The sequence below is a fragment of the Streptosporangium sp. NPDC005286 genome (assembly GCF_040607515.1).
GTDB lineage: Bacteria > Actinomycetota > Actinomycetes > Streptosporangiales > Streptosporangiaceae > Streptosporangium.
On record NZ_JBEXGU010000141.1, the window covers coordinates 1 to 25,549 of the forward strand.

Consider the following 25,549-nt stretch of genomic DNA (forward strand, 5'->3'; position numbering starts at 1 on the left):
GCGTCGCGGGCGGGCGCCTGGGACCCGGCCGCCCGTCACTATGTCGAAAGGTGGTGAAACCGTGATCGGCCAGGTGAGCGAGTCGCTGAAGAACCTGCTGGAGGCCGAGATGTCCCCGGCGAGCCCCGTCACGCTGCTCTCTCCGGCAGACACCAGCTCCCAGCAGTCCCGCGTGAACCTGTTCCTCTACTGGCTCCGCCCCCATCCGCAACTACGCAACCAGCTGCCCGCCATCGCGCCTGACGATCCCGGCCGGCTGGTCACCCCGCCGTTGGTGCTCAACCTGTACTACCTGCTGACGAGCTACACCCCGCTGGACGGCCAGTTCGGCCTGGCGGACTCCCAGACGATCATGGCGGAGGCGATGCGGGTCCTGCACGAGCATCCCATCGTCCCGCAGGAGCACCTGGAGCCCGGTCTGCGGCAGGGCGAGGTGAAGGTCACCCTGCACTGCGCCGATGTGGAGGAGCTGAGCAAGGTCTGGACCGCGCTGACCAAGGATTTCCGGCTGTCCGCCGTCTACGAGGTCTCCTACGCGCCGGTGCCCGCGCGCGGCCGCACGCCGGTGGCGCGCCCGGTCGAGACGACACGCCTCGGGGTCGAGGTGACGCGGTGAGCGCGACCGCACCACCGTTCGCCGATAGCCGGCAGCACCTCGCGGCCGAGTTGGCCTGGTTGGACCGGGCGCTGCTGGCGCTGGTGAACACCACAGCGCCAGCCGGACCCGGGTGGGCGGCCGAAGGTGACGGAGAGCCCTTCGACTCGCCAGAGTCGGTCCGGCAGGCCCGGCAGGACCTGGTGGCCCGGGTCGAGGCCGGCCATGAGCATGGGAGCCCGCTGGTCCTGCCCCGGCTCAGCGCCCTGTTCGGGCTGACTCCCGAGGAGGAGCTGCTGCTGGTCGCCTGCGCCGCCCCCGAGATCGACCCCCGCTACGGCGAGCTCTACGGTCACCTCCACGGCGACGCGACCCGATGGCGGCCCAGTGCGCGCCTGGTGACAGCCGTCGCGGGCTTCGACCGGCGTTGCCCGGTGGACGGCGGCGCACTGCTCGACCCGCAGGCGGCAGCCTTCCGCTGGCGCCTGGCCGGCCCGGCGGACAACGGCGCGGCGCACCGGCCGGGCCATGGCATCGCCCTGGATCCCGGCATTCTCGCGCTGATCACCGGGCACCGGTGGGAGGACGGCCGGATCGACGCCGCGCTGCGCCCGCTGCCCGCCGCCGACCCAGCGGCCTGGCCGTACGGGGACGCCGTCGATCGGCTCGCCGTGCTCTTGGCGGACGACACCGGGCGCATCGTCGCGCACTTCCACGGTCCTCTGGCCTCCGAGGGCCGGCGGGTGGCGCTGGCCGCGTGTCGTCGCCTCGGCGTCGGCCTGCTGCACGCGGACGCCGGCGAACTGCTGGCGTTGTCGCAGTCCGGCGAACTGCCGCTGGCAGACGGGCTACGCCTGCTGTACCGGCAGGCGGCGCTGGGCGGGGCCGGGGTGTACCTGTCCGGACTGGACGCGTTGCTGGACGACCCCCGGGCGGTGGCGCACCTGCGCACGCTGGAGGGGCTCCTGCCGGATGCGTCGTGGTTCACCTGTACCGAGGCCGAGCGGTTGTGGCTGCCCGGGCCGTCGTTGCCGACGCACATCACGTTCCTGCCGTTCGAGCCGCCGGCACTGGACCATCGGCAGCGCCGTACCGTCTGGGAGCGGGCGATGCCCGGGCTGCCGGACGAGCAGATGGTTGCGCTGGCCACGCACTTCCCATCCACCCCCGGCGAGGTCGCCGACGCGGTGCGGCTGGCCCGCGGCCGGGCCAGAGCAGCCGGCGGCGACGAGCCGGCCTACGAGGACCTGTTGTGGGCCTGCCGGGCGCCGTCGCGCGCCGCTCTCGGCGGCCTGGCCCGGCCGCTCACCCCCCGGACCGGTTGGGATGACCTGATCCTGCCCGCCGACGTGCTGGAACAGCTGCGGGAGTTGTGCGCCCAGGTACGTCACCGGGGCTTGGTCCTGGACGAGTGGGCCCTGGGCCGGCGCACCGCGCTGGGGCACGGGGTGCAGGCGTTGTTCCTCGGCCCCAGCGGCACCGGCAAGACCCTCGCCGCCGAAGTGGTCGCCGCGGCCGTGGGCATGGGCCTGGTGAAAGTAGACCTGTCGACCGTGGTGAGCAAGTACATCGGCGAGACGGAGAAACACCTCGCGCGAGTCTTCACCGCCGCAGAGCGCTCCGGCTCCATCCTGCTCTTCGACGAGGCGGACGCGTTGTTCGGCAAACGCTCGGAGGTCGGCGACGCGCACGACAGGTACGCCAACATCGAGGTCAGCTACCTGCTGCAACGCATCGAGGAGTACGCGGGCGTGGTGATCCTGGCCACGAACTTCGCCCAGAACATCGACGAGGCGTTCCAGCGCCGCCTCCGGGTGTCGATCAGTTTCCCGTTCCCGGACGAGGCGGCCCGGCTGGCCATTTGGCGCCGCCACCTGCCCGGCGAGCTGCCGGTGACCGCCGACCTGGACCTCACCCGGATGGCACGGCAGTTCAAGGTGCCAGGCGGGGTCATCCGCAAGATCGTGTGGAACGCGGCGTTCCTGGCGGCGGACGACGGCGGGCGCATGGACGCCGGGCACCTGCTGCTGGCCACCAGAAGGGAGTACGAACGGATGGGAAAGCCCTTCCCCGCATCGGGGGTGGCGCGATGAGGGTGCGCCGGGTGGTCGTCCGCGTGGAGATACCGGCCTGCGATCCGGCTCGCGCCCGCGCCCTGGCCGTGGCGGCCCTCGCGAGAGTCGCCGCCGGGACTCCCGGCCCGGGCCCCGGCCGGATCGCGCACCTTCAGGTACGCGTGGACGCCGCCGCCAGTGATCGGGTGCTGGCCGCCCGGATCGCGCGGACGATCGCCGCGGCGATCACCGAGCGGGCGGGGAGGTGACGGCGGTGGCCACCGGTCTGTCCAACCAGCCCAAGTTACTGAAAGGTGCCCTCGTCGACACCGACCTGTTCGCGACGCCGCCGCTGATCGTGCCGTTCCAGTTCAACCCCGAGACGCTCACCCGGCGCAGGAGCGTCCGCATCCCCGCGCCGCCGTCCCGGCGGGGCCGGGAGGAGAGCACGCCCGACGACCAGAGCCTGGAGGCCCAGAACACGGTGACGGAACCGGAGACGATGTCGATGGACATCCGGTTGGACGCGACGGACGCGCTGGAGCGCGGCGACCCGGTCGCGGCCGAGTACGGGGTGCTGCCCGCGTTGTCCGCCCTGGAACTGATGATCACTCCGCGGTCGGAGACGCGGCTTGGCGGCGTGGTCGGTTTCACCTCCGACTTCGGGTTCGGTGATCGGCTGGTGACCCCGGTGCTGATCTTCGTGTGGGGTCGGCAGCGGCTGTTCCCGGTGCGGCTGACCTACCTGAACATCGAGGAGGTCGAGTACAACGCGAACCTCAGCCCGGCACGGGTGATCGTCGGTGTGACGCTCCAGGTGCTCAGCGGCGGCAACCTGTTCCAGCGGTACACGCTCGCCCAGCGCACCCTGCTGGCGGCGCTGAACGCGCGTGGTGCCGGCGCGCCCGACCTCGCCCGATCGATCGTCCCCAGGTAGGTGATGCGCCATGCTCTTTCCCGGATCCCGTTACGCGGCCATCGAGGTAGTGGAGGTGGCCGATCCCGACGGCACGCGGCGCCGGACGCTGGTCACGCGCCGCGTCCCGCGCACGCCCGGCGTGCTGGAGTACGTCGTGCTGGACGGCGAACGACTGGACCACCTCGCCGCCCGCTTCTACTCCGACCCGCAGAAGTACTGGCTGATCCTCGACGCGAACCCGGAGGAGCTGGACCCGTTCCGGCTCATGCGCCCGGGCCGGCGCATCCGGATCCCGCGCGACCGGACGGCCCCGCGGTGATCAGAGAGATCGTGCGCCTTCGGATCGACGGCAGGCCCCAGGACGGCCTGGTGCCCGACATCATCGAGATCGGCGTGGACGAGTCCGTCGACCAGGCCGACGTGGTCCGCCTCCGGATGGCGGTCACCCGGCGGCTGGACGGCACCTGGACCTACATAGACGACCCCAGGTTCGGCGTGTGGCGGCGGCTGACCGTCGAGGCCGGATACCCGCCCGCCGCCCAGATCCTGTTCGACGGCTACCTCACGCACACCACGGTGAGCTTCACCGTCGACGACGACCCCTACCTGGAGGTGTCGGGCATGGACGCCAGCGCCCTGATGAACCTGCAGGAACGGCGGCGGCCCTGGCCGAACAAGGCCGACCACCAGATCGCCCAGGCGGTGTTCGACTCCTACGGCCTGAGCTGGGAAGTGGAGGACACCCTCGTGCAGCACACCGAGCAGGTCGCCATCACCGTCCAGTACGAGACCGACATCCAGTTCCTGCGCCGGCTCGCCGCCCGCAACGGCTTCGAATGCCGGGTACGGGCCGGCGTCGGCTATTTCCGTAGCCCGAACGTGGGCGGCACGCCGCAGAAGCTGCTCGCGTTCGGGTTCGGCCGGGAGGCGAACCTGGCCTCGCTCACGGTCCAGGTCGACGGCACCCCGGCCACCGCGCCGCAGATCCGGCGGGTGGACCCGGTCAGCAAGCAGGAGGACGTCAAGACGCTGGAGGACCTGCCCGAGCAGCGGCTCGGCGCGGACACGCTCCGCGAGTTGCGGGCGGGGCTGCCCGACGGCGACTTCCTGGTGACCCGGCGGGCGCCGGCCTCCCCCGCCGAAATGGAGTCCTGGCTGCGCGCCGCGCACACCCGGGCCAGCCGGTTCGTCACCGTGCACGGCGAGATCGACTCCCGGGCGTACCGCAGCGTGTTGCGCCCCGGCCGCCCGGTGGTCATCAAGGCGGTCGGCGAGCGCCACAGTGGCACCTACTACGTCGTGCGGGTCGGGCACACGTTCACGGTGGACGGGTACCGGCAGTCGTTCGAGGCCTACCGCAACGCGCTCGGTGTGACCGGTACGGAGCAGTTCGCCCCGCCTGGTCTGGAGCCGATCCCGCCCGGCCTCGACACCGAGAGCCGGACGGACGGCAACCGCGTGCTGCCCGGCCGCCAGGTCGGCACCGTCCTGCCGGGAGGACGGCGATGACCGGCCGACAGCCCCGCATCGACTACGTCACCAAGGACTACGAGGGCTTCAAGCAGGGGATGCTCAACCAGATCCCGCTGCTGCTGCCGGACTGGACCGACCGCGGCGAGGCCGACTTCGGTGTCGTGCTCATCGAGCTCGTCGCCTACGTGGCCGACATCCTCAGCTACTACCAGGACCGGGTCGCGAACGAGGCGTTCCTGGCCACCGCCACCCAGCGGCGCTCGGTGACGGAGCTGCTGCGCCTGATCGGCTACCAGATCGACCCGGGGCTCGCCGCCTCGGCCGTCGTCCACGTCGACGTCACCACCGACCTCGACGTCGGCCCCGACGAGCTGCCGTTCCAGGTGCGCACGGCCGGACGGCCCGGTGAGGTGGAGGTCACGTTCGAGGTGATCCAGCCGTTCAGCCTGCGCCCGGCCAACAACGAGATCCCGCTCGCCGCCATCCCGGCGCTCCCGGCGGGGACCGCCGCGGTCGAGCTGCCGCCCGGCGCGCACCGGCTCGTCCCCGGGTACCGCGTCTATCTGGAGGAACGGCCCGCGCAACCGGCCCGCCCGCGCCGCTCTCCGCCCCTCACCGTGACCGGCGTGCGCCGGCTGGTGAGCGGCGACGACGAGATCAGCTGGCTCCCGCCGCTGCCCGCGTCGTTCCAGCCAGGCGCGACCGTGCTGCGCGGCAACAACATCGTCGCCACCCACGGCGTCACGGTGGCCGACGAGCCGGTCTACGTCGCCGACGGCACGCCCGGCCAGCGCTTCACCCTGGCCCGCACCCCGGTGACCCACCTGTTGCGCACGGAGGACACCCGCCGCCGCAGGTCCCGGCCCGAGCTGGAGGTACGCGTGGACGGGGCGCCGTGGCGGCAGGTGGAGAGCCTGTCCGCGAGCGGCCCGGCCGACCTGCACTACACCACCGAGATCGACGAGAACGACGTGATGACCGTGGTGTTCGGCACCGGCGCGCGGGGTAGCGTGCCGACGGCCGGGGCCGAGGTCCGGGCCCGCTACCGGATCGGCCTCGGCGTCGTGGGCAACGTTGGCCCGGACGTCCTCACCGTGCCCACTTCGTTGGCCGCGGTCGCCGCCGTGACGAACCCGTTCGCGGCCGAGGGCGGCGCCGACCGGGAGTCCACCGAGGAGGCGAAGATCGCCGGCCCCGGCTCGGTCATCGCGCAGGAGCGCGCGGTCACCCTGGAGGACTACGAGCTGCTCGCGGCGGGCGTCGAGGGCGTCGGCAAGGCCAGGGCCCGGGTCGGGCTGCGTGGCGGCTACAAGGTCGTGCAGGTCTTCATCGCGCCCGAGAACCCGCTGACCGTGCCGCCCCCGCCGCCCTCCGACGACCTTCGCGCGACGGTCGCGCGGCGGCTGGAGTCCCGCATGCCGGTGAACCGCATGGCCGGCGTGGAGGTGCTGGATCCCGCCTACGTGCCCATCGACATCACGGTCGAGGTGCACCTGACGGCCGAGGCGAGCCGGTCACAGGCGGTCGAGGAGGTACGCGGGCTGCTCACCGGCCTGTTGTCGTTCTCCGCCCAGGACTTCGGCCGCCCGGTGCGCGCGGGCGAGGTCTTCTCGGCGTTGTTCCCGCTCGACGGCGTGGAGTTCGTCCTGCTGCGCGAACTGCGCCGCCGGGACCGGCCCGCCGGCGGCTCCGAGTTCGCCGACGTGCCGCTCGCCGACCACGAGCTGGCGTTCGCGGGCACGATCGTGGTCGTGCCGCTGGGAGGCGGGCGATGACGATCGACGCCGACCTGCTCATGGCCCACCTTCCCGGCCTCTACCGGGACAAGGACGTCACCGGCGACCTGCGGCGATTCCTGGAGATCCTGGCCGGCCCTCTGGCCGAGACGCACGCCTCGATCAGGCGGCTGCGGGACGACCAGACGCTGGCGGCCTGCCGGGCCGAGTTCATCCCGCTGCTGGGCGCGCTCGTCGGCGCCGAGGTGGACACCACCCTGCCCGAACGGGCACAACGCGACCAGGTCCGCGACGCGATCAGCGGATACCGGCGCAAGGGAACCGCCGACCTCGTGCGCGGTGCCGCGGAGTCGCTCACCGGCTGGCGCGTGCACCTGGTCGACTTCTCCGCCCACGTCGCCACGCTCCCGCACGTGGAGACGGTCAACCCGGTGCACCGGCTGCGGGAGCGGCCTGTCGCCGAGCAGCCGCCCGGCAGCGGCGACTTCACCTTCCGCGCGGACGGGACGGCCGGACCGCTCTTCGACGCGCTCACCGGACGCCCGATCACCCGGGCCGCGCTCACCGGCCAGGAGGCGACCTACGCCGGGGTGGAGGGCAGGTTCACCGTCAGCCACGGTGGCGTGGACCTGTTCACCGGCCCGGCGCCATGGACCTCGCTGGCCGCCGACCTGACGGACCCGGAGCGCCCCCGGACCCCGACCGGCGCGCCACTGACGCTCGGCGACCGGCAGATCGCGGTCGATCCCGAACTCGGCAGGTTCCGGATCGTGAGCCCGCCGGTCCTCGCCGGCGACCTGCGGGTCTCCTTCCACGTCCTGGAGCCTGGACACGTCGCCGCCCGGACCGCGCCGGTCGCCGACCCGTTCGCGCTGGCCAGGATCGGCCGCGGGGACGACCCGGTGCCGGCGGTGCTCGACATGCGCGCGCCGCGGGAGGTCACCGACACCGTCGGCCGCGCCCACTTCGACAACCTCGGGCTGTTCGTCACGCCGGCTCGCGTCGCCACCGACCGGCGCCCCAACTCGCTGCCGCCCGGCACGGACGGCGGCCGGCTCACCTTCGACGACCGGCCGCTCGACCCGGCGGACGCGCGGGGCGTACGGCTGCAGCTGCTCGACGGGCTCGACGGGGCGCCGCTCACCAGAGCCGCGTTGGACGGCGCCGAGTCGCTGTTCTGCGGCACGTCACGCGGTTTCGCGATCCGGATCGGTGGCCTCGACATCACCGACCCGGAGTTCCGCCCGGTCGTAGGTGTGCTCGCGGCGGACCTGAGCGACTTCGCCGCCCCGCGCCGTCCCGGCGGCGGCGCGCTGCCGCTGTCGGCCACGAACGTGGCGGTCGACCCGCAGCTCGGCCGCATCCTGCTCGACCCGGTCGCGCTCGGCGTGGCCGGGCGGGGCGTCCGGGTCGACTACCTGACCGCGCCGGCCGCCAGGGCGGAGGACGTCACCGCCACCCGGCCCCCCGACGAGCCGCCCGAGGTGCTGCTGTGCGCGGCGGACGGCGATCCGGCGGAGCTGGTCGACGGGTTCGACGGCACGCCCGTACGGACCGCCGTGCGCCTCGGCGTGCCGCTGTCCGCCTTCCACGGCACCGACCGGGGCTGGCGGGTGGCCCGTGACGGCGTGGACGTGACCGCGCAGCTCACCCCGGGCCTCGGCGACATCGCCGCGCCGGCGCCGGCGGGCCGCCTCGTCATCGACCCCGACCGGGGTCTGCTGCGCTTCCCCGCCGGGTTCGTCACCGCCGCCCACCGGGTGAGCGTCAGCTTCTCCCACTCTGACCGGGTGACGCGGGCCCGCCGCTTCGACAGTCTCGCCCGGCGGTTGCCCCGGGTCCTGCCCGCCGGCGTGGTGCCGGTCCTGATCGACACTCGCCGACCCAGCGTTGAGAGGTAGCCCTCATGTCCCGAGCCATCTCCCGGGAGAGCTTCGACGAGCTCAAGAACTACCTGGGCGTCTATCTCCAGCAAGGCCGGCCCATCCTGGACGCCGACTGGAACGAGGGCCAGGACATCGCCGTCGCCGCCCTGCGCCGCCTCGGCCGAGAGACCCACGGCGACGGCGGGCTGGACACCGGCTTCGCCATCGCGCCCATCGTGGTGCCCCCAGACATCGACGAGCTCGCGGACTTCCACGTCGGCCTGCTGATGGACGTCCTGTTCGGGTCATGGCGCTTCTTCCTCAACTTCCCCGGCGACCTCGTCGACGACTTCGAGCAGCCCGGTTTCCAGCTGTCGTCGCCGCAGGGCACGCTGCGCATCGCGACGGATCGCCCGTACCGGGACCGCGGGTTCCTGCGCCTGTCCGGCCACCCCGGCACCGTTACCATCCGCAAGCAGCTGACCGGCCTCCTTGACCTGTCCGCGGCGGACCTCGCCACGTTCCGGTACCGACGTAACCGCAGGACCGCCGGTGCCGTGAAGTTCTTCCTGGAGGACGACGCGGGCGGCAAATCGGTGTGGCCGATCGTGAACAACCCGCAGTTCCCGCCGGACGTATGGGTGCCCGGGCTGGTCGTCCCGCTGGACGTCCGGTTCCGCATCCTCACCATGACCCTGCGCAACGCGGTACGCAACGACTTCTACTCCCAGCCCCTGTTCAACTACGGCGGCACGCCCCCTTTCATCTGGACGGTGGCCGGCGGCACGCTGCCACCGGGCCTGGCCCTGCCCGCCAGCCCGGTGCAGGACAGAGGGGCCGGCCTCCGGGGCACCCCGACACAGGCCGGCACGTTCGCCTTCACCGCCCGCGTCACCGACGCCGCCAACCGGACCGCCACGAGACAGCTCATCCTCGAAGTGCAGGCGACCGGACCGGAGCGGGGTCGCACGACACCGGACGAGGCCGCGCAGCTGAGCGTCTCTCCGTCGGAGACGCCCACCGGGACGCCGGCCAACCTGACGCGGATCCGCGCCTACGGGTTCGAGGCCCCGCAGGACTCGGGCGCACCGCTGGTCTGGGACTTCGACGACCTGCGGGTCGGTGGCGGTGCCCGCCACCGCGCGCTGGCCGCCAACGACTTCGTCATCCGCGGCGCCGAACGGGCGATGCTGGCGGCCGACGCGATGTTGTTCACCAAACGCGCGGTGGAGTCGGTCGGCAACGATCCCACCTCCACCCCCATCGTCCGGCAGCTCGTCGAGGTGCTGTCCACCGCCAACCCGGACGTGCCGGACGCGGCTGCCGCCGCCCGCATGCACGTTTCCGGCCTGACCTGCCTCCAGGCCGCAGACACGCTGTACTCCCGGCAGATGGACCCGAACGACCCACCGCTCACCCCGCCCGCCGGGCAGGTCCGCCGGGACACGGTCTACCTCGACGTGTGGACCGAGCCGGTGACGTACGTCGACGACCCGGAGATCCGGGAGGTCGCCCTGGGCGGCCCCGACACGGCCACTCGCGCCCGGGTCCGGCACCGGGTACGCGTCGCGCAGGGCACCGGACTGCCGGCCGGGGACGGCCGCGGCGGCGGCACGCTCACCACCGAGGGCACCTACACCGCCCAGGCCAACCGCCTGTACCTGGTCGAGATCGACACCGGCGGCGACCTCGGCGCGGCGACCTTCCGCTGGTCCGAGGACAACGCCGCGACGATCCAGCGGGTGATCGAGCCGCTGCCGCCGGGCTCGACCCAGGTGGCCGTGGAGGATGCGACCGCGTTCCGCCCCGGCGACCGGATCCTGATCCGCAAGAAGTTCGGCGCGGAGGAGCACCAGGTCGACTCGGTGGTCGGCAACGTGCTCGGGCTCGTGCAGCACACCGGCGACCAGCTCGCCGCCCTGCCGGCCGCCGGGCGGGTCCCGGCGTTCACCACGTTCGCGCTGGCCGACCGGCCGATGGTGCAGCGCTGGAACGCGTTCCGGGTGCCCATCACGGCCGATCCCGCCGACTCGGTGATCTCCGCGGCCGTGCCGCTCAACGACGGCGTCGCGGTCCGCTTCGGTGGCAGCGACCTGCGGCCGGGCGATTTCTGGAACTTCCGCACCAGGTTCCTGCCCGGCGACGACGCGGCCGGGCTCGACCCGCTCACCCGGATCGAGCAGCTCCGCTTCCAGCGGCCCCGGGGCGTCGTGCACCACTACGCCGCGCTGGCCACGCTCACCCGGAACCCGGCCGCCCCCGAACCGGACCTGATCACCGATGTCACGGACCTGCGCAGCAGGGCCGGCAACACGCACACGGTGAACGTGCGGCTGAGCTCCGCCACGGTGACCGGAGCGGCCGACGTGCTGCTCGGCGGCGCGCGCCTGCCGGCGGTGTCCCCCGACAGCAAGCTGGTGATCTTCTGGTCGGGCGAGATCTTCCTGTCGGCGCCGGTGTCGGGCCAGCTCTCCATCCAGGTGGGCTACTACAACGACGAGATCACCGACCCCATCGGCGACCCGGAGACCGGCCTGCTCCTGGGTGAGGACCGGGTGATCAACCTGTCCCGGCGCACGACCGGCGTGGACCTGCCGTTCAGCTTCCTGTTCTCCGGCGTCAACACCGCCTTCCAATCGCTCGGCGGCCCTTTCGTGCCCACGTCCGTACAGATCGTCGCGTCCCTGTCGGCCCAGAGCGGGTCGGTTTCCATCGGCGCCGCGCGCGCCACCGTCCTGGAACTGAAGAAGAGCACGGAGCTGATCGATGACCTCTAAGACCGGCCCGCTTTCCCTGCTGCTCGCGCGATCCCCCGGCGGGTCCGGGCGGCACGTCGAACGCCTGCCGCTGGCGGTCGCGGTCCGGGGCCGCGACGACCCCGACGGGGTCCCGCTGGACCTGGTCCTCGCCGCCGCACAGGAGGTCTCGCCCGCCGTGACAGGGCTGGCGGTCAGCGGCACCGAGCTGCTGGTCACCTTCCGGGAACGCCCCGCGGCCACGGAGTGGGACCGGGTGCGCGACCTGCTCGGCGACCCCGAGCGGCTGCGTGCGCCGGCCGTACCGGAGGCCGGCGCGCCGCTCGCGGCGCTGCTGGACGAGGCCACCCCGGACGCTGAGTGGATGCGCCTGTTCCGGCAGTGGGCCGTGCGCGAGCTGCTCGCCCGCGACGGGGGCGGCTGATGGCCGCCGTACCGTCGGCCGCCGACCTGCGCGGCGCCGACCTGGGCGGCGGGAGCGTGGAACTGCGCTGGGCGCATCCGGAGGAAGGCGTCCTGTTCGACGTCTACGCCGGTGCGGATCCGCTCGACCCGTTCCGCGTCCGCCGACTGGCCGGGCACGCCGCGACGACGGCCACGCTGTCCGGCTTCGAGCAGGGCGGCGAGGTGTACTTCACCGTCGTCGCCCGCCGCGGCGAGCTCACCGCCCTGCCGTCACGCGTGCTGCGGGTCGCCGTGCGGCCGGTGACCGCCCCCGTGGCGCTGGTCCGCGCCACCCCCGCCGGCCGGCCCGCCGGGCTGGGCTTCCCGTTCGGCGTCACCGCCGCCGGCAGTGTGTCCACCCAGCAGGGCGACCAGCTGTTACGCGGCAAGATCCTGCAACTGCTGCTCACCGCGCCGGGCGAACGGGTGAACCAGCCCGAGTACGGCACCGGGCTGCGGGACCTGGTGTTCGACCCGGACAACGAGATCCTCGCCGCCACGACCGAGTTCACCGTGACCCGAGCGCTGCGACGCTTCCTCGGTGACCAACTGGAGGTCCAGAGCGTGCAGGTCGGCGCCGCCGGCGCCGAGCTGACCGTCGACATCGTCTACCTGCGTACCTCGGACCTGCACACCGAGCGGCTGCGGGTAGGCGTCCCGATTCCCCGATGAGGTGCTCATGGACGACCGGACCGCGCGTTTCATCGAGGAGAGCGCGCGCAAACACTGGGGGAAGTACCGCGGCTTCGTGGTCGACCGGTCCGATCCCGACCGGCTCGGCCGGCTCAGGGTACGGGTGCCGAGCCTGCTGGCCGACGCGCTGCCCGGATGGGCGTGGCCGGCGACCCCGTACGGCGGCCGCGGCCTCGGGCTGTTCGCGTTGCCCCAGACCGGCGACATCGTCTGGGTGGAGTTCGTGGAGGGCGAGCTGGCGCAACCGCTGTGGTCGGGCTGCGGGTGGGCAAGGCCGGATGGGCGCAGCGAGCTGCCGGCGGAGGCGCTGGCCGGCTATCCCGACACGGTCGTGCTCAAGACCGCGTCCGGCCACACCATCGTGCTGTCCGACGTCGGCGGCAGCGAGCGGATCACGGTGCGGGCCGCCGGTGGGTGTGAGGTGGTCCTTGACGGCGGCTCCGACCGGATCACCGTCAAGGCGGGTGAGGTGGTCGTGCGAGGCGCGGGCGGGGCGGTGGAGGAACTGGCCACCAAGTCGTTCGTACGCAACGTCTTCGACACGCACACCCACGCCACCGGCGTCGGCCCGTCCGCCACTCCGGTGCCGACCTCCGACGAGGCGTCACTGACCAGTGTCCTGAAGGCGGAGTGAGCGCATGCCACTGAACCCGATCGCCTTCGCCGACGACCTCACCGCCCTGCTCGACGGCCGCAACGGCTACCCGAAGACCACCGCCGAGGCCGCGCAGGCGTGGGCGGCGCTCTACCGGCGTTACGCCGCCGACGCGCGCGCCGGCGCCACCGCCCCGCTGCCCGACCCGCTGGTGGCCGCGGAGGCCGGCCTCGTCGACCGGCTCGCCCAGGCCTTCGCCGCGGCGCACGGCGGCGCGGTCGCCGGGCTCGCCGCCGACCTGGACGCCGCGTTCGTCGCGTTCTGGTCCCGGCCACCGGTCGGCTTCGCCTTCCCCGGCCCGCCCGCCGTCGCCGGAGTCGTCACGGTGGCCCCGGCCGGCGTGCTGGGCAACGCGCTCGCCGGGGTGCTGGCCGCGGGGGTCGCGGCCCGCCGCACGGCCGCGGCGCAGGCGCAGGCACTGGTCGGCGCGATCGACGGCTGGACGCGGACGGTCACGGTCGTCAACACCCCGCCGGGGCCGTCGGCGCCGGTGTTCCTGACCTGACCGGCACGAGTGGAGGTGACCCGCATGGGAGTGAAACGAACGGCCGCGCCGCCACAGGGCGCGGACGTCCGGCGGCCCGCAGTGGTACCGTCCCCGCGCACGACGGCGCACGCGGTCCCCGACGGACGGGCGGCGACGCCCGCGGCACCGCGCCCGGACACGGTCACCGCCGGGCGCGCGCGGAATCCCGCCAAGCCGCTGCCCGATCGGCAGATCCGGAAGATCGTGCTGCAGAAGGCCGCCCGGGCCCTCGTGTACCACCTGGGCGACGGCACCACGCACACATCGCGGGTGCGCTGGTACTGCGACTTCCCGCCGGGGACGTACGTCGCGAAACCCCAGCCCGGCTCGACGACCCGCTGGTTCTGCCCCGAGGCCCTCCAGAGGTACCTGGCCGAGAGCGCCCCACCGGGTGCGGCGAACGGCCGGCGATACAGCGTCGTGATCGAACCGGCCGATCATCGGGCCAATCCCGGCACCTTCGAAGGCGTTCCTGACTTCGTATTCGAGGTGGTGGGCGAGCGCGTCGCCGCGGACTTGCCAGGCGACGCGTCGTACCCGGGTGTGCGGGAGGCGCTCGACTCGCCGGAGATGCGCCGCTATCTCAGCATTCGCGGACGCGACGACCGCCGGCCGCCGGCCCGGGAGCGGCCGGACGCCGACGCGTTCTCGCCTGACGAGAGCAGCGAGATGGCGCGGATCCAGGAGCAGCTCGCGCAGCTCACGGAGACCGACTGGGAGCTGCTGGAGGTCCAGGCCGCGTCGGCCCCTCCCGCGGGGTCGTGGGCCGACGCGCGCAAAGCACTCGACCGCTACATGCGCAGCAGCGTACGCACCATCGCACTCATGAACGCGGCCGACCGCGACGCCCGGATCGTGGCGGCGGAATCGGCGATCGACCCCGGCCGGCAGGCCCACGCCCTCGCCCGGTTGGAAGGCACCGGCGACCTGTACGACGCGATCGCGGCCTACAAGGCGGCCCCCGACGGCTCCCTCGCCAACAGCGAGTGGAAGGGGGAGTACAGGGAGCGCAAGGCGAGGCTCAAGCAGGAGATGATGCGCCACCTGGAGGCGCAGAACTTCAAGAGCGTGGCAGAGTTCGACACCGCGGTACGCGAATTGCGCCTGGCGGTCCAGCGCCAGGCCACCCTCCTGGCCCTGACCGATCTCCAGGAGGGCGAGCGCATCCTCAAGGCGGAACTACAGCGCTACCGGAGCAAGGACACGCTCAACTGGCTCCTCACGGCGTTGCGGAAACTGACCGACCCTAACGAGCCGGGCGGCGAGGACGCGATCAAGCGTGTCCTCGCCGATTATCCGCTCCTGCGGGATCCGGTGGTGTTCAAGGGCGCGATCGAGGCGAAGTACCCGGAATTCCTCGGCGATCTCCTACGGCAGAACGCCGAGGCCCAGCTTGGCAATGTGACGAAGAGCCGGGAGGCGCTACGCGACGATCCCGACCTGGTCTTCAAGTTCGACATCGTGATCGATCAGACGCTCGGCAAGCTGGGGTTGTCGAAGACCTCGCCCCAGGCGCGGCTGATCCGGGGCGCGTACGGCGTGAAGCGCGGCGCCGCCCGCGCGATCTTCGACATGGTGCTGCTCGTGCTCTGCATCGCGGCCGGACCGCTGGGCTGGATCGGCTACCTGGCGAACCTGACGGCCTTCGTCGTCCAGATCGCCGACCTGCGTGACCGGGAACGAAGCAGACAGCAGCTCCGCGGTGCCGCGCACGCCGGCAAGCCGCTGGCCACCCCGCCGAGCGACAACGGAAGCCTCCTGGAGGCGCTCGGGCTCCTGCTGGCCGGCGTCAGCGTGTTGCACCTGCCGGCGCCCCGCGGGTCGGCGCTGGTGGTTCGGGAGAGCACCGCCCTCGTCAGGCTGGGCCTGGGCCCGCAGGTGCGTACGGTGGCGCCGGGCGTCGTCGAGATCGTCCTGCCCGGGCAACCAGGTGTGCTCCGGGTGACCCAGCGCGGTTTGGAAGGGTTCGCGGAAGCGGGGGCCGCCCAGCCGGTCCTCAGCCGGCCATGGGTCAGCACGACGTTTCCGACGCCGCGCGCCGATCTGCTCGCCCAGGCTCCGCAGTTGGCGACGATACGGGCCGCCGCCGAGGTGTCGACGGGCGGGCGACCGGTGATGGTCGGGGTGACCGCGGACGGGTGGTTCGTCTATGCGCCGGGCACCCGTACTCCTCTCCAGACCGGCTTCCTGGGCCCGGCCGCTCCGTCCGGCCGAATGGCCACCCCGGCGCTGCCACCGGCCACCCCGGTTCCGCCCACACCATCCGCCGCCGCTTCGGCGACATCAACCGCCCTCGTCCTGTCGTCGAAGCGTCCGATGCCTCCCCCGCCGGCATCCGGGACCACGACCTCCGCGCCCCCACGGCCGGCGCTTCCCGCGCCGGCCGCCCTAGTTCCCACCCCGCGACCGACGGTCCCCGCGCCTGCCGGACCGCGTCTTTCGGACCTGCGCCCGGGCCTCCTGACGAAGCCGCAACAACCGGTCGGCCCGGCCGTCCCATCCCACGGCACCCCAATGGCCGGCGAGCTAACGGACAAGGCCGTGCGGGCAATGGCCAGGATAGATGAACTGCTCAAACCGGTCAGGAAAGAAGCTAGCGCGGCAGCCGCCCAGGCCCGAACCCTGCCCCAGAAAGCCGAGGACCAGGCCAAGCAAGCCCTCGACAGAGCGCGGGCCGCCGAACCCGCCATTTCAGCAGAGATGCAGGCGATCGCGGAGAAACTCAAAGCGACCCTGTCGGGCTTTCCACAGTACGTGCTCAAAGGTCCCGGCCGCTACCGGGAAAAGCTGGCGACCTTGATCGAGCGTTTCCCCGATAGGACGCCCGACGACCTCGTCCGCGAGATAAAGGACGCGATCCGCTACACCCTCACCTTCAGCGAGGATCGCTACGTCACGGGCATTGCGGAGGCTACTGCCGCATTGCAGCGGCGCGGATTCCGTCGGGTCTATCAGCGTGCGACCTGGAGTGACCCAAGGGCGTACAAGGGCGTCAACACCGGTTGGCGCGCCCCCGACGGGCACCAGTTCGAGCTGCAGTTTCACACTCAGCGGAGCCTATCGGCAAAGGAGGCCACGCATGAGGTATACGAGTACAATAAATACCTGGAAGCTGCGGACCAGATTACTTTAAGAAAAGCAGAGGGGGACGTCTTCGAAGACGTCCCGGTACCGCCCGGTGCGGAACAAATCCCCACCCTGAAGAGAAACGACTGATCCATGGAAGAACAAGTGACGTACTACGGGTTGCTGCTCTCGGGCGACACCCGCGAACACCCCGGCGGACTGGCGCGACGGCGGGTCCTTCCCGATGGGCAGATCGTGGAGGAGACCTTTCGGAAAGACCTGCGATGGCATAAGGACGACGTGGTCTGGGAATGGCAGCGAGGCGAGACCACCGAGCAACTCATCGAGATCACCCAGGCTGAGGCCGAGCGAGTTATGGAACGTTTCCGAGAGACCTTTGGTAGATAGCGGCGAGTCCCGGGCCAACTCGTTCGGCTGGTCGAAGTTCGCCGCGGCGCTGACGTCACACCCTGGCCGTACACCGGGTTGAACGACGCGACCACATCGCCGACGCCGACCAACCTCGATGACTCAGCGGTCGGCCGGAATGGGGCCGGCCCAGGCCTTGCCCCGGCAGGTGGGATCGGGCAGGTTCGTCACGCCGGTGTCCGCCAGGTAGCGGTTGTATCCCGCGGCATAGCCGTCGACCATGCGGCGCAACTCGTCGCTTGGCCCCACCGGCGCAGGCCGGGCCAGCAGCCGTCGCACGACGCCCGAGTCCGCGACGCTCTTGTAGTAGACATCGCTGGCGAAGTTGGCGACCGGGCGGATCGGGTCGTCGGACATGGCCGTGGCGCCGAAGTGCCGGGATCGCTCGCCCCGCAGCGTCACCAGCCACGAGGCCAGCACGCACAGGTTGTCCTGCGCGAAGGCGTAGCCGTACCCGAATCCGAGTCCGCCGTAGTCCTTGGCGGCGATGTGCGGGATGCCGTACTCGGTGCGCCGGATCGTGGCGGAGTAGCGCTCCTCGCCGGCCGCGGCAGGCGCGTTCGCGCGTACCACCACCACGGCGGAGGCGAGCATGACCAGCGGGATCAGCACAGCCAGTCGCGCTCTGAGCCCGGGTAGCCGCGCAGGCGGGTGAGCAGGTCCGCCTGCACCTGCTGGGACAGGCCCGTGACACCGGGCCGGGCGAACTGGGCGCGCAGCACGTGGTTCAGCGCGCCGCCGGCCACGGCCTGCTAGCCGGAGAGCACCGCGGGCACGAGGCCCGCTATCGCCGTGCCGATGAACACCGCCAGCACGAGCCCGCTCACCGCGCGGAAGGCGGCCTTGGGGTCCGCGGCCATCCGCTGGGCGGCCAGCAGCGTCACCGCGCTCCGGGTCAGTCGGGCGGCCAGGCGCGCGGCCCGCATCGTCAGCCAGGGCCCGGCCAGGACCAGCCCGACCATGATCAGGGCGAGCCCCGCGCCGGCCAGCAAGGCGTCGGGCTCCTTGCCGTTTCGGTGCACCGGGCCCGCGAACAGCCCCAGTCCGGCCAGCAGCGGGATCACCCGCCACACCCGCGGCGGGGGCGACGCGACCTTATATAAGCATCCGTCTCGGCCTCAACGCCCAGCTCTCGGCATGGATGAGTCGGCTCTCCGGCCGCCCATCTGGGGGCAGGCGACAGCGGAGAGCGGACCCGATGATGAGGGACGAGTACGCACCGCTGACCAGCCCACATCCAGCGGCTGGTGGTGGGGCGGGGCCGGGCGTCATCGGTTCGCAGGAGGGGGTCGCTGGAGGGCCGGCGGGTACGGGCACCGGCCCAGCCGATGAGGGCGGGGTTGCCGTAGTACACGGATAAATCTACATTGTAAAGGCGTCCGCCCGAATTCAAGATCATTTACAATGGACTGAAGACTCCCTACAAAAAACAGAGGCCGTCTGCCTGTCGATCATGACGATTGCGGGTGGCGTAGCGCTCCGGCGGAGGCCGCCATGAAGGCCGCGAGCAGGGCGGGAATCCCCAGGGCGGCGGGCAGGCCGATGAGTTCGGCGGCGCCGCCGATGATGGCGGGGCCGGCGACGAGCCCGGCGTAACCGACGGTGGCGACCTGGGCGATGGCCTGCCCGGCACGGGCCGGGTCGTGGTTTCCCGCGGCGGAGAAGACCTGCGGGACGATGGTGGCCAGGCCCAGGCCGAACAGGGCGAATCCCACGAAGGCGACAAGGGTCTGGCCGATGAGCAGTGCGGTGCCGAGGCCGAGGGCGGCGACGAGCCCGGAGTAGCGGACCAGGCGCACCGGGCCGAACCGTTGGGCGAGGTGGTCTCCCGCGAAGCGGCCGATGGTCATGGCGGTGGAGAAGACGGCGAATCCGGCGGCGGCGACGGCCTGGGGGGCGCCGAGGTTCTGGAAGAGGTAGACGGCGGTCCAGTCGTTGGCGGCGCCCTCTCCGACGAGTCCGGCGAAGGCCACGACTCCCATGAGGATGATCCAGCTGGTCCATGGGGCGCGGCGTGGGGTGGTGGTGTGGGTGGCCGCCGGGGGTGGGGTGGCGGGGAGGAGGTGGCGCCGGGCGTACAGGGAGGCGAGGGCGAGGGGGATACCGACGGCGGTGAGGGTGGCGGCGGCGCTGAGGTCGAGCCAGGCGAAGAGTCCGCCGATGCCTGCGCCGATGAGTCCGCCGATGCTGAACATGCCGTGGAAGGAGGACATGATGGGGCGGCCGTAGGCGCGTTCGACTTCGACGCCGTGGGCGTTCATGGAGACGTCGAGGGAGGCGTTGACGAGGCCGAAGAGGAAGAGGGTGGCGACGAGGGCGGGGAGGGTGGTGGCGTAGCCGGGGGGGATGACGGTCAGTGAGGTGGCGATGGCGGCGGGGGTGAGGAGGCGGGCGCTGCCGAGGCGGTCGGTGAGGTGTCCGGCGAAGCGCATGCCGGTGATGAGTCCGATGGCGACGGCGAGGAGTCCGTAGCTGAGCTGGCCGTCGCTGAGGTTGAGTGTGTGTTTGACGGCGGGGATGCGGGCGGCCCAGGCTCCGGAGGCGGTGCCGAGGAGGATGAAGAAGTAGGAGACGGCTCGGCGGGCGTTGGTGGGGTGTTGGTGGGTGGTGGTCATGAGCGTCCCCGGGTGTGTTGGATCCGGGGGGTTATTCAATCATGGTGGGGTGTTGGTGGGTGGTGTGCTGGCTGGTGGTGTATGGGAGTTTTTGTCTGGTCACTTCTGCCGGTGGGCATCCTCGGTGGGCGAGAAGGCCGGTGACCTTGGCGGTTGGTGTGCGGTGCGCGTCCCCACGGCAGGTTTCGCTGTGGGGGTGTCGGCGCACTGGTTTGCTGTGTCCCTTGCGCCGTAGACCTGTTGGGGTGGCTCGCCGTGTCGATGGGGTGGAGGGTGGTGGGGCGGTGTCTCGGTCGCGAAACCGCTGGCCACATCCATGACGTGCGGGTCGGCGGGTGAGGGGTCGTGCGGGTCTTTCGCGATGATCGTGGCGGGGGTGGCGGCGGACGGGGAACAGGTACCAGGCGTTGATGGGGAGTGAGTGTGGCCATGGACAGGTCGTCGGCCGCTGACGGTGTCCCGGGGGAGTTGCGGCGGCGGCTCGGGCTGTTCGACGCGGTGGTGATCGGCCTGGGGGCGATGGTCGGGGCGGGGATCTTCGCCGCGCTCGGCCCGGCTGCGAAGGCCGCCGGATCCGGGCTGCCGGCCGGTCTGGTGGTTGCCGCGGTGGTGGCGTACTGCAACGCGATGTCCTCGGCGCGGTTGGCGGCCCGCTATCCGACCTCGGGAGGTACCTATGTTTACGGCCGTGAGCGGCTGGGTGATTTTTGGGGCTATCTGGCCGGGTGGGGGTTCGTGGTCGGCAAGACCGCCTCGTGCGCGGCGATGGCCTTGACCGTCGGCTCCTATGTGTGGCCGGCTCAGGCGCATGCGGTGGCGGGGGGCGCCGTGGTGGCGCTGGTCGCGGTGAACTATGTCGGAGTGCAGAAGGCCGCTTGGCTGAGCCGAACAGCATGACGGCCAGGCACAGCCAGGTGCCGGCCAGGGTGGGCGCCAGCGTGGCCTGGATCGCCAGCGCGAGCGCGGCCGGGCGATCGTCGTCGCGGTGCTCGCCGCGGTCGTGATCGCCTGTCTCACCTCGGCTGTGGGTGCCGGACGGGCCGGTGGCTCGTTCAGTGGACGGAGAAGCCGCCGTCGACGCAGATGGCCTGGCCGGTGATGTAGGCGCCGGCGTCGGAGGCGAGGAGGAGGGCGATGCCGGCGAAGTCGGCCGGGGTGGCGTTGCGGCCGGTCATGGAGCGGGCGGCGAGTGCTTCGACGCGGCCGGGGATGGCCTGGGCGGGTTCGGTGAGGGGGGTGAGGACGAAGCCGGGGATGATGGTGTTGGCGCAGACGCCGTGGGGGGACCAGGCTTCGGCCTGGGAGCGGGTGAGGCCGGTGATGGCGGCTTTGGAGACGCCGTAGGCACCGCTGTCGCCGAAGGCCCGGTGGGATTGCTGGGAGCCGAGGTTGATGATGCGGCCCCAGCCGCGCCGGGCCATCCGCGGGCCGAAGTGCTGGCCGAGGAGGTAGGGGGCGGTGATGTTGACGGCCATGGTCTGGTGGTAGTCGTCGTCGGTGAGGTCGGCCATGGGGTGGCGGATGTTGTTGGCGGCGTTGTTGACCAGGATGTCGATGTCGCCGAAGAGGGTGGGGGCCTGGTCGCGGACGCGGGTGATGTCGGCGGGGTCGGCGAGGTCGGCGCTGATGGCTGCGGCGCTGATGGCGTGGTCGTGGAGTTCGCCGAGGGTGCGGGTGAGCTGTTCGGTGCGGCGGGCGACGATGACGAGGGCCGCGCCGGCGTGGCCGAGGGTGTGGGCGATGGTGCGTCCGATGCCGGAGCTGCCGCCGGTGACGAGGGCGGTGCGGCCCGCGAGGGAGAAGAGGTCGTTGATGGGCGTGGTCACAGCGACAGAACCTATCATCCCACCTTTTCGTGTGGAGGATTCTGCAGGGCGGAGGCGGCCTGCTGGATCTTCTCCATGACGTCGGACAGGTCGCGCAGGGTGCCGGTGTCGAGGTGGTACAGGATGCGGCGGAAGTCGGCGAAGCCGGCGTCGGCGATCTGCTCGATCAGGGCCAGGCCGGCGGGGGTGAGTCCGACGCGCCGGACCCGGCGGTCGTGGGGGTCCTCGCGGCGATCGACGAGGCCGTGGGCGACGAGGCGGTCGACGATGCCGGTGACGGTGCCGAGGCCGACGCCGAGGTGGCTGGCGAGGTCCTGGCCGGAGGCGGAGTCCTGGCAGGACAGGAAGATGACGACCTTGAGCTGGCGCATGGTCAGGTTGGAGTCGAAGAGGGGTGAGGAGGGCCGGTGTTGGGCGAACACTCGTCCCAGGTCGCGCTGGATGGCACCGATCTGGTCGATCAGTCGTTCGCGGTTGTCGTTCACGCTCACCTCTCGCTTCCTGAGAAGGTTATCAGGAACGGTAAGCTTCCTTAAATATTCGCATAAGGCGAAGTGTTAGTCTGGGGCGAATCTTGTTGTGACATCCATTGAGGAGTCCCGCCCCCATGACCTCCTTGGCCAGGTTGAGCCTCGCCAACCGTAGTCTCGTCATACTGATCGCGCTGGTGCTCAGCGCGTTCGGTGTCTTCGCGATCCCGTCATTGAAGCAACAACTGCTGCCCTCGCTCTCGTTCCCGGGGGCGTTCGTGGTGGCCCCCTACCTGGGCGCCTCTCCCGAGATCGTCGAGGAACAGGTCACCGAGCCGATCGAGAACAGCTTCCAGGGGCTGGAGGGCGTCACGAAGGTGACCTCGACGTCCCGGGAGGGGATGGCGCAGATCCAGGTGGCCTTCGAGTACGGCACCGACATCGACGCCGCGGTCTCGAAGATGCAGCAGGCAGTGTCGCGGATCAAGACGCAGCTGCCTGCGGAGGTCGACCCGCAGGTGCTGACGGGCGGGACCGACGACATTCCGGTGGTGCAGCTGGCGGTGGGCGACGGCGGTGACCAGCGGGTCATGGCCGAGCGGCTGCAGCGGCTGGTGGTGCCGGAGCTGCAGGGCATCGAGGGAGTGCGCGAGGCGACGGTGACGGGCACCCGCGACGAGGTGGTGACGATCACCCCGGACCTCGGGAAACTGGCGCTACTGGGCCTGGCGCCCACGGCGGTGGCCGATCTGCTGCGCGCCAACGGGCAGTCGATTCCCGCGGGCAGCCTGACCGAGGACAAGACGTCGCTGACGGTGCAGGTCGGCACGCGGGTCTCGACTCTGCAGGAGCTGAAGGACCTCTACCTGACCCCCGCGGTGCCGGCGCAGGCACCCGCGCAGGCGCAGGCGCGGCCGGGAGGCGCCCAGCAGGGCCCGCAGGCTCAGGCTCAGCGCCCGGCGCCGGCCCCCAGGCCGGTGCGGCTGGGCGAGGTGGCCACGGTGGAGCGGTCGCTGGCCGAGGGCACCTCGCTGACGCGCACCAACGGGCAGCCGAGCCTGGGCGTGGTGGTGACGATGAAGCCGGACGGCAACGCGGTGACGATCTCGCACGCGGTGCGCGAGAAGATACCCGGCTTCGTGCGGGCGATCGGTGACTCCTCTCAGGTGACGGTGGTCTTCGACCAGGCGCCGTACGTGGAGCGGTCGATCCACGACCTGACGACCGAGGGGTTGCTGGGGCTGGCGTTCGCGGTGCTGGTCATCTTGGTCTTCCTGCTGTCGGTGCGCTCGACGCTGGTGACGGCGGCCTCCATCCCGCTGTCGGTGATCATCGCGCTGATCGCACTGTGGGTGGGTGACTACTCGCTGAACATGCTGACACTGGGTGCGCTGACGATCGCGGTGGGCCGGGTGGTCGACGACTCGATCGTGGTGCTGGAGAACATCAAGCGCCACCTCGGCTACGGCGAGGCCAAGCGCAAGGCGGTGCTGGAGGGGGTACGCGAGGTCAGCGGCGCGGTGACGGCCTCAACCCTGACGACCGTCGCGGTGTTCGTGCCGATCGCGGTGGTGGGCGGCATGGTGGGGCAGCTGTTCGCACCGTTCGCGATCACGGTGAGCGTGGCGCTGCTGGCGTCGCTGCTGGTGTCGCTGACCGTGGTGCCGGTGCTGGCCTACTGGTTCCTGAAGGCGCCGGTGCTCTCGCCCGAGCAGGCGCGGGCGGTGCGCGAGGAGGCCGAGGCCAAGGAACTGCGCAGCCCGTTGCAGCGGGCGTACCTGCCGGTGCTGCGTTTCGCCACCCGGCGGCGGCTGGTGACGCTGCTGGTGGGCGTGGTGGTGTTCGCCGCGACGATGGGGCTGGCCGGCCGGCTGGAGACCAACTTCATCGACTCCTCGGGGCAGGACACGGTCTCGATCAGCCAGCGGATGCCCTCGGGCACGGACCTGGCGACGACGGACGCCGCGGCCAAGAAGGTCGAGGAGGTTCTGACGTCGCTGGATGCGGTACGCGACTATCAGGTGAACGTGGGTGCCGGCGGCGGGTTCGAGGGCGCGATCGGCGGCGGTGGCGGCGGAGACCGGGCCTCCTACTCGGTGACGATCAAGGAGGGCGCCGACGCCGAGGCGTTGCAGGAGACGCTACGCGAGCGGCTGAAGGGACTCTCGGACGTCGGGGAGGTCACCGTGGGCGGCTCTCAGGGCGGCCCCGGTGGCGGCTCGACCGACCAGCTGCAGGTGATCGTGCAGGCGCCGGATGTGGCGACGCTGCGTACGGCGACCGAGACGGTGCGCGCGGCGATGGCGGACCTGGGCGGGCTGCGGGACGTGGGCTCGAACCTGGAGGCCGGCGCGCAGCGCATCGAGGTGCGGGTCGACCGGGAGAAGGCCGCGGCCAGGGGGCTGACCGAGACGCAGATCGGGCAGCTGGTCGCGCAGCGGTTCCGCGGGATGCCCCTGGGTGAGCTGACGCTGGACGGGCGCGCCGGTACGGTGGTGCTGCGGGCCGGTGAGGTGCCCGAGGACCTCAAGGCGGTGCGTGCGCTGACGCTGCCGACGGCGGCGGGCATGGTCAGGCTGTCGCAGGTGGCCGAGGTCGCCAAGGTCGACGGTCCCACGCAGGTGACCCGGATCGACGGTGCGCGCAGCGCGACGGTGTCGGGCACGGCCGTCGGCAGCGACCTGGGCGCTGTGACCACCGAGCTGACCGCGAAGCTGGACAAGCTGACGATGCCCGCGGGGGCGAGCTTCACCGTGGGCGGGGTCAGCGCCGATCAGGCCGAGGCGTTCGGGCAGCTGGGGCTGGCGATGCTCGCGGCGATCGCGATCGTCTTCATGATCATGGTGGCGACGTTCCGGAGCTTCGTGCAGCCGCTGATCCTGCTGGTGTCGGTGCCGTTCGCGGCGACCGGCGCGATCGGGCTGCTGCTGGCCACGGGCACGCCGCTGGGCGTGCCGGCCCTGATCGGCATGCTGATGCTGATCGGCATCGTGGTGACCAACGCGATCGTGCTGATCGACCTGATCAACCAGTATCGCGAGCAGGGCATGGGCATCGTGGAGGCGGTGATCGAGGGGGGCCGGCGACGGCTGCGGCCGATCCTGATGACCGCGGTGGCGACGATCTTCGCGTTGATTCCGATGGCGCTGGGACTGACCGGTTCGGGCGGGTTCATCTCCCAGCCGCTGGCGATCGTGGTGATCGGCGGGCTGCTGTCGTCGACGTTGTTGACGCTGGTGCTGGTGCCGACCCTGTACGTGATGGTGGAGCGGCTCAAGGAGCGGCTGCGGCGTACCCCCAAGAAAGGGAGCCCGCGGCCGGATCTGAAGGTCTACGACAAGGACGAGCTGGCGCCGGCCAGGCAGTAAGTCCTGGGTAAGTCCTGGGGTGGGCTCCGGGGCAAGCCCGGTGAGCCGGTCATCGCGCG

21 protein-coding genes and 1 pseudogene are annotated in these 25,549 nt (G+C 71.7%); 17 read left to right on the forward strand and 5 right to left on the reverse strand.

Features of this window, described 5'->3' with window-relative positions; translation table 11 throughout:
- Positions 1-61 precede the first annotated feature (61 nt).
- From ABZU75_RS35265 to ABZU75_RS35335, 15 genes are read left to right on the forward strand one after another with little or no spacing between them, the layout of a single operon-like run.
- Entirely contained in the window at positions 62-616 is a 555-nt protein-coding gene (locus ABZU75_RS35265) for a DUF4255 domain-containing protein (RefSeq protein WP_355564002.1), read from the forward strand.
- Positions 613-2,688 (forward strand): ATP-binding protein, encoded by a 2,076-nt coding sequence (locus ABZU75_RS35270; RefSeq protein ID WP_355564005.1) that lies wholly within the window; start codon positions 613-615, stop codon positions 2,686-2,688. The genes ABZU75_RS35265 and ABZU75_RS35270 overlap by 4 nt, the downstream gene beginning before the upstream one ends.
- Entirely contained in the window at positions 2,685-2,918 is a 234-nt protein-coding gene (locus tag ABZU75_RS35275; protein ID WP_355564008.1) for a hypothetical protein, read from the forward strand. The genes ABZU75_RS35270 and ABZU75_RS35275 overlap by 4 nt, the downstream gene beginning before the upstream one ends.
- 5 nt (positions 2,919-2,923) lie before the next feature.
- Positions 2,924-3,586 (forward strand): hypothetical protein, encoded by a 663-nt coding sequence (locus ABZU75_RS35280; protein WP_355564011.1) that lies wholly within the window; start codon positions 2,924-2,926, stop codon positions 3,584-3,586.
- Positions 3,587-3,596: 10 nt separating this feature from the next.
- Positions 3,597-3,887: a hypothetical protein gene (locus ABZU75_RS35285; RefSeq protein WP_355564013.1), complete on the forward strand. Its 291-nt coding sequence runs from the start codon at positions 3,597-3,599 to the stop codon at positions 3,885-3,887.
- The gene (locus ABZU75_RS35290; protein WP_355564016.1) at positions 3,884-5,077 is read left to right on the forward strand and encodes a contractile injection system protein, VgrG/Pvc8 family; all 1,194 of its coding nucleotides are present in this window, start codon (positions 3,884-3,886) and stop codon (positions 5,075-5,077) included. Before ABZU75_RS35285 ends, ABZU75_RS35290 begins: the two co-directional genes overlap by 4 nt.
- The gene (locus ABZU75_RS35295; RefSeq protein ID WP_355564019.1) at positions 5,074-6,816 is read left to right on the forward strand and encodes a putative baseplate assembly protein; all 1,743 of its coding nucleotides are present in this window, start codon (positions 5,074-5,076) and stop codon (positions 6,814-6,816) included. Before ABZU75_RS35290 ends, ABZU75_RS35295 begins: the two co-directional genes overlap by 4 nt.
- Positions 6,813-8,678, forward strand: a complete 1,866-nt coding sequence (locus tag ABZU75_RS35300) for a phage tail protein (RefSeq protein ID WP_355564021.1) — start codon at positions 6,813-6,815, stop codon at positions 8,676-8,678. Before ABZU75_RS35295 ends, ABZU75_RS35300 begins: the two co-directional genes overlap by 4 nt.
- Before the next feature lie 5 nt (positions 8,679-8,683).
- Complete coding sequence (locus ABZU75_RS35305; protein ID WP_355564024.1) at positions 8,684-11,419, forward strand: hypothetical protein; 2,736 nt, start codon at positions 8,684-8,686, stop codon at positions 11,417-11,419.
- Positions 11,409-11,822: a hypothetical protein gene (locus ABZU75_RS35310; protein ID WP_355564027.1), complete on the forward strand. Its 414-nt coding sequence runs from the start codon at positions 11,409-11,411 to the stop codon at positions 11,820-11,822. Before ABZU75_RS35305 ends, ABZU75_RS35310 begins: the two co-directional genes overlap by 11 nt.
- A complete protein-coding gene (locus tag ABZU75_RS35315) occupies positions 11,822-12,514 on the forward strand; it encodes a GPW/gp25 family protein (protein ID WP_355564030.1) in 693 nt (230 codons plus the stop codon). Before ABZU75_RS35310 ends, ABZU75_RS35315 begins: the two co-directional genes overlap by 1 nt.
- Positions 12,515-12,521: 7 nt before the next feature.
- Positions 12,522-13,169, forward strand: a complete 648-nt coding sequence (locus ABZU75_RS35320) for a phage baseplate assembly protein V (RefSeq protein ID WP_355564033.1) — start codon at positions 12,522-12,524, stop codon at positions 13,167-13,169.
- Positions 13,170-13,173: 4 nt separating this feature from the next.
- The gene (locus ABZU75_RS35325) at positions 13,174-13,695 is read left to right on the forward strand and encodes a hypothetical protein (protein WP_355564036.1); all 522 of its coding nucleotides are present in this window, start codon (positions 13,174-13,176) and stop codon (positions 13,693-13,695) included.
- 24 nt (positions 13,696-13,719) lie between these two features.
- On the forward strand, positions 13,720-16,932 hold the full coding sequence (locus tag ABZU75_RS35330) for a hypothetical protein (RefSeq protein ID WP_355564039.1): 3,213 nt from the start codon (positions 13,720-13,722) through the stop codon (positions 16,930-16,932).
- A gap of 3 nt (positions 16,933-16,935) precedes the next feature.
- Positions 16,936-17,190 (forward strand): hypothetical protein, encoded by a 255-nt coding sequence (locus ABZU75_RS35335; protein WP_355564042.1) that lies wholly within the window; start codon positions 16,936-16,938, stop codon positions 17,188-17,190.
- A gap of 123 nt (positions 17,191-17,313) precedes the next feature.
- On the opposite strand, the gene ABZU75_RS35340 is transcribed toward ABZU75_RS35335, so the two are convergent.
- From ABZU75_RS35340 to ABZU75_RS35350, 3 genes are all read right to left on the reverse strand, one after another.
- Positions 17,314-17,823, reverse strand: a complete 510-nt coding sequence (locus tag ABZU75_RS35340) for a penicillin acylase family protein (protein WP_355564045.1) — start codon at positions 17,821-17,823, stop codon at positions 17,314-17,316.
- A 140-nt stretch (positions 17,824-17,963) separates the two neighbouring features.
- Positions 17,964-18,275 carry a hypothetical protein gene (locus ABZU75_RS35345; RefSeq protein ID WP_355564047.1) on the reverse strand — a complete coding sequence of 104 codons (312 nt, stop codon included), beginning with the start codon at positions 18,273-18,275 and terminating at the stop codon, positions 17,964-17,966.
- A gap of 387 nt (positions 18,276-18,662) precedes the next feature.
- Positions 18,663-19,826, reverse strand: coding sequence for an MFS transporter (locus ABZU75_RS35350; protein ID WP_355564050.1), 1,164 nt, complete (start codon positions 19,824-19,826; stop codon positions 18,663-18,665).
- A 429-nt stretch (positions 19,827-20,255) separates the two neighbouring features.
- Between ABZU75_RS35350 and ABZU75_RS35355 the strand changes: the two are divergent.
- A pseudogene (locus ABZU75_RS35355) lies at positions 20,256-20,699 on the forward strand (amino acid permease); the annotation flags it as partial.
- 179 nt (positions 20,700-20,878) lie between these two features.
- On the opposite strand, the gene ABZU75_RS35360 reads toward ABZU75_RS35355, so the two are convergent.
- Positions 20,879-21,652, reverse strand: coding sequence for an SDR family oxidoreductase (locus tag ABZU75_RS35360; protein ID WP_355564053.1), 774 nt, complete (start codon positions 21,650-21,652; stop codon positions 20,879-20,881).
- A gap of 14 nt (positions 21,653-21,666) precedes the next feature.
- Positions 21,667-22,143, reverse strand: a complete 477-nt coding sequence (locus ABZU75_RS35365; protein WP_355564055.1) for a MarR family transcriptional regulator — start codon at positions 22,141-22,143, stop codon at positions 21,667-21,669.
- A 116-nt stretch (positions 22,144-22,259) separates the two neighbouring features.
- On the opposite strand from ABZU75_RS35365, the gene ABZU75_RS35370 reads away from it, so the two are divergent.
- Positions 22,260-25,490 (forward strand): efflux RND transporter permease subunit, encoded by a 3,231-nt coding sequence (locus ABZU75_RS35370; RefSeq protein WP_355564057.1) that lies wholly within the window; start codon positions 22,260-22,262, stop codon positions 25,488-25,490.
- Positions 25,491-25,549 lie beyond the last annotated feature (59 nt).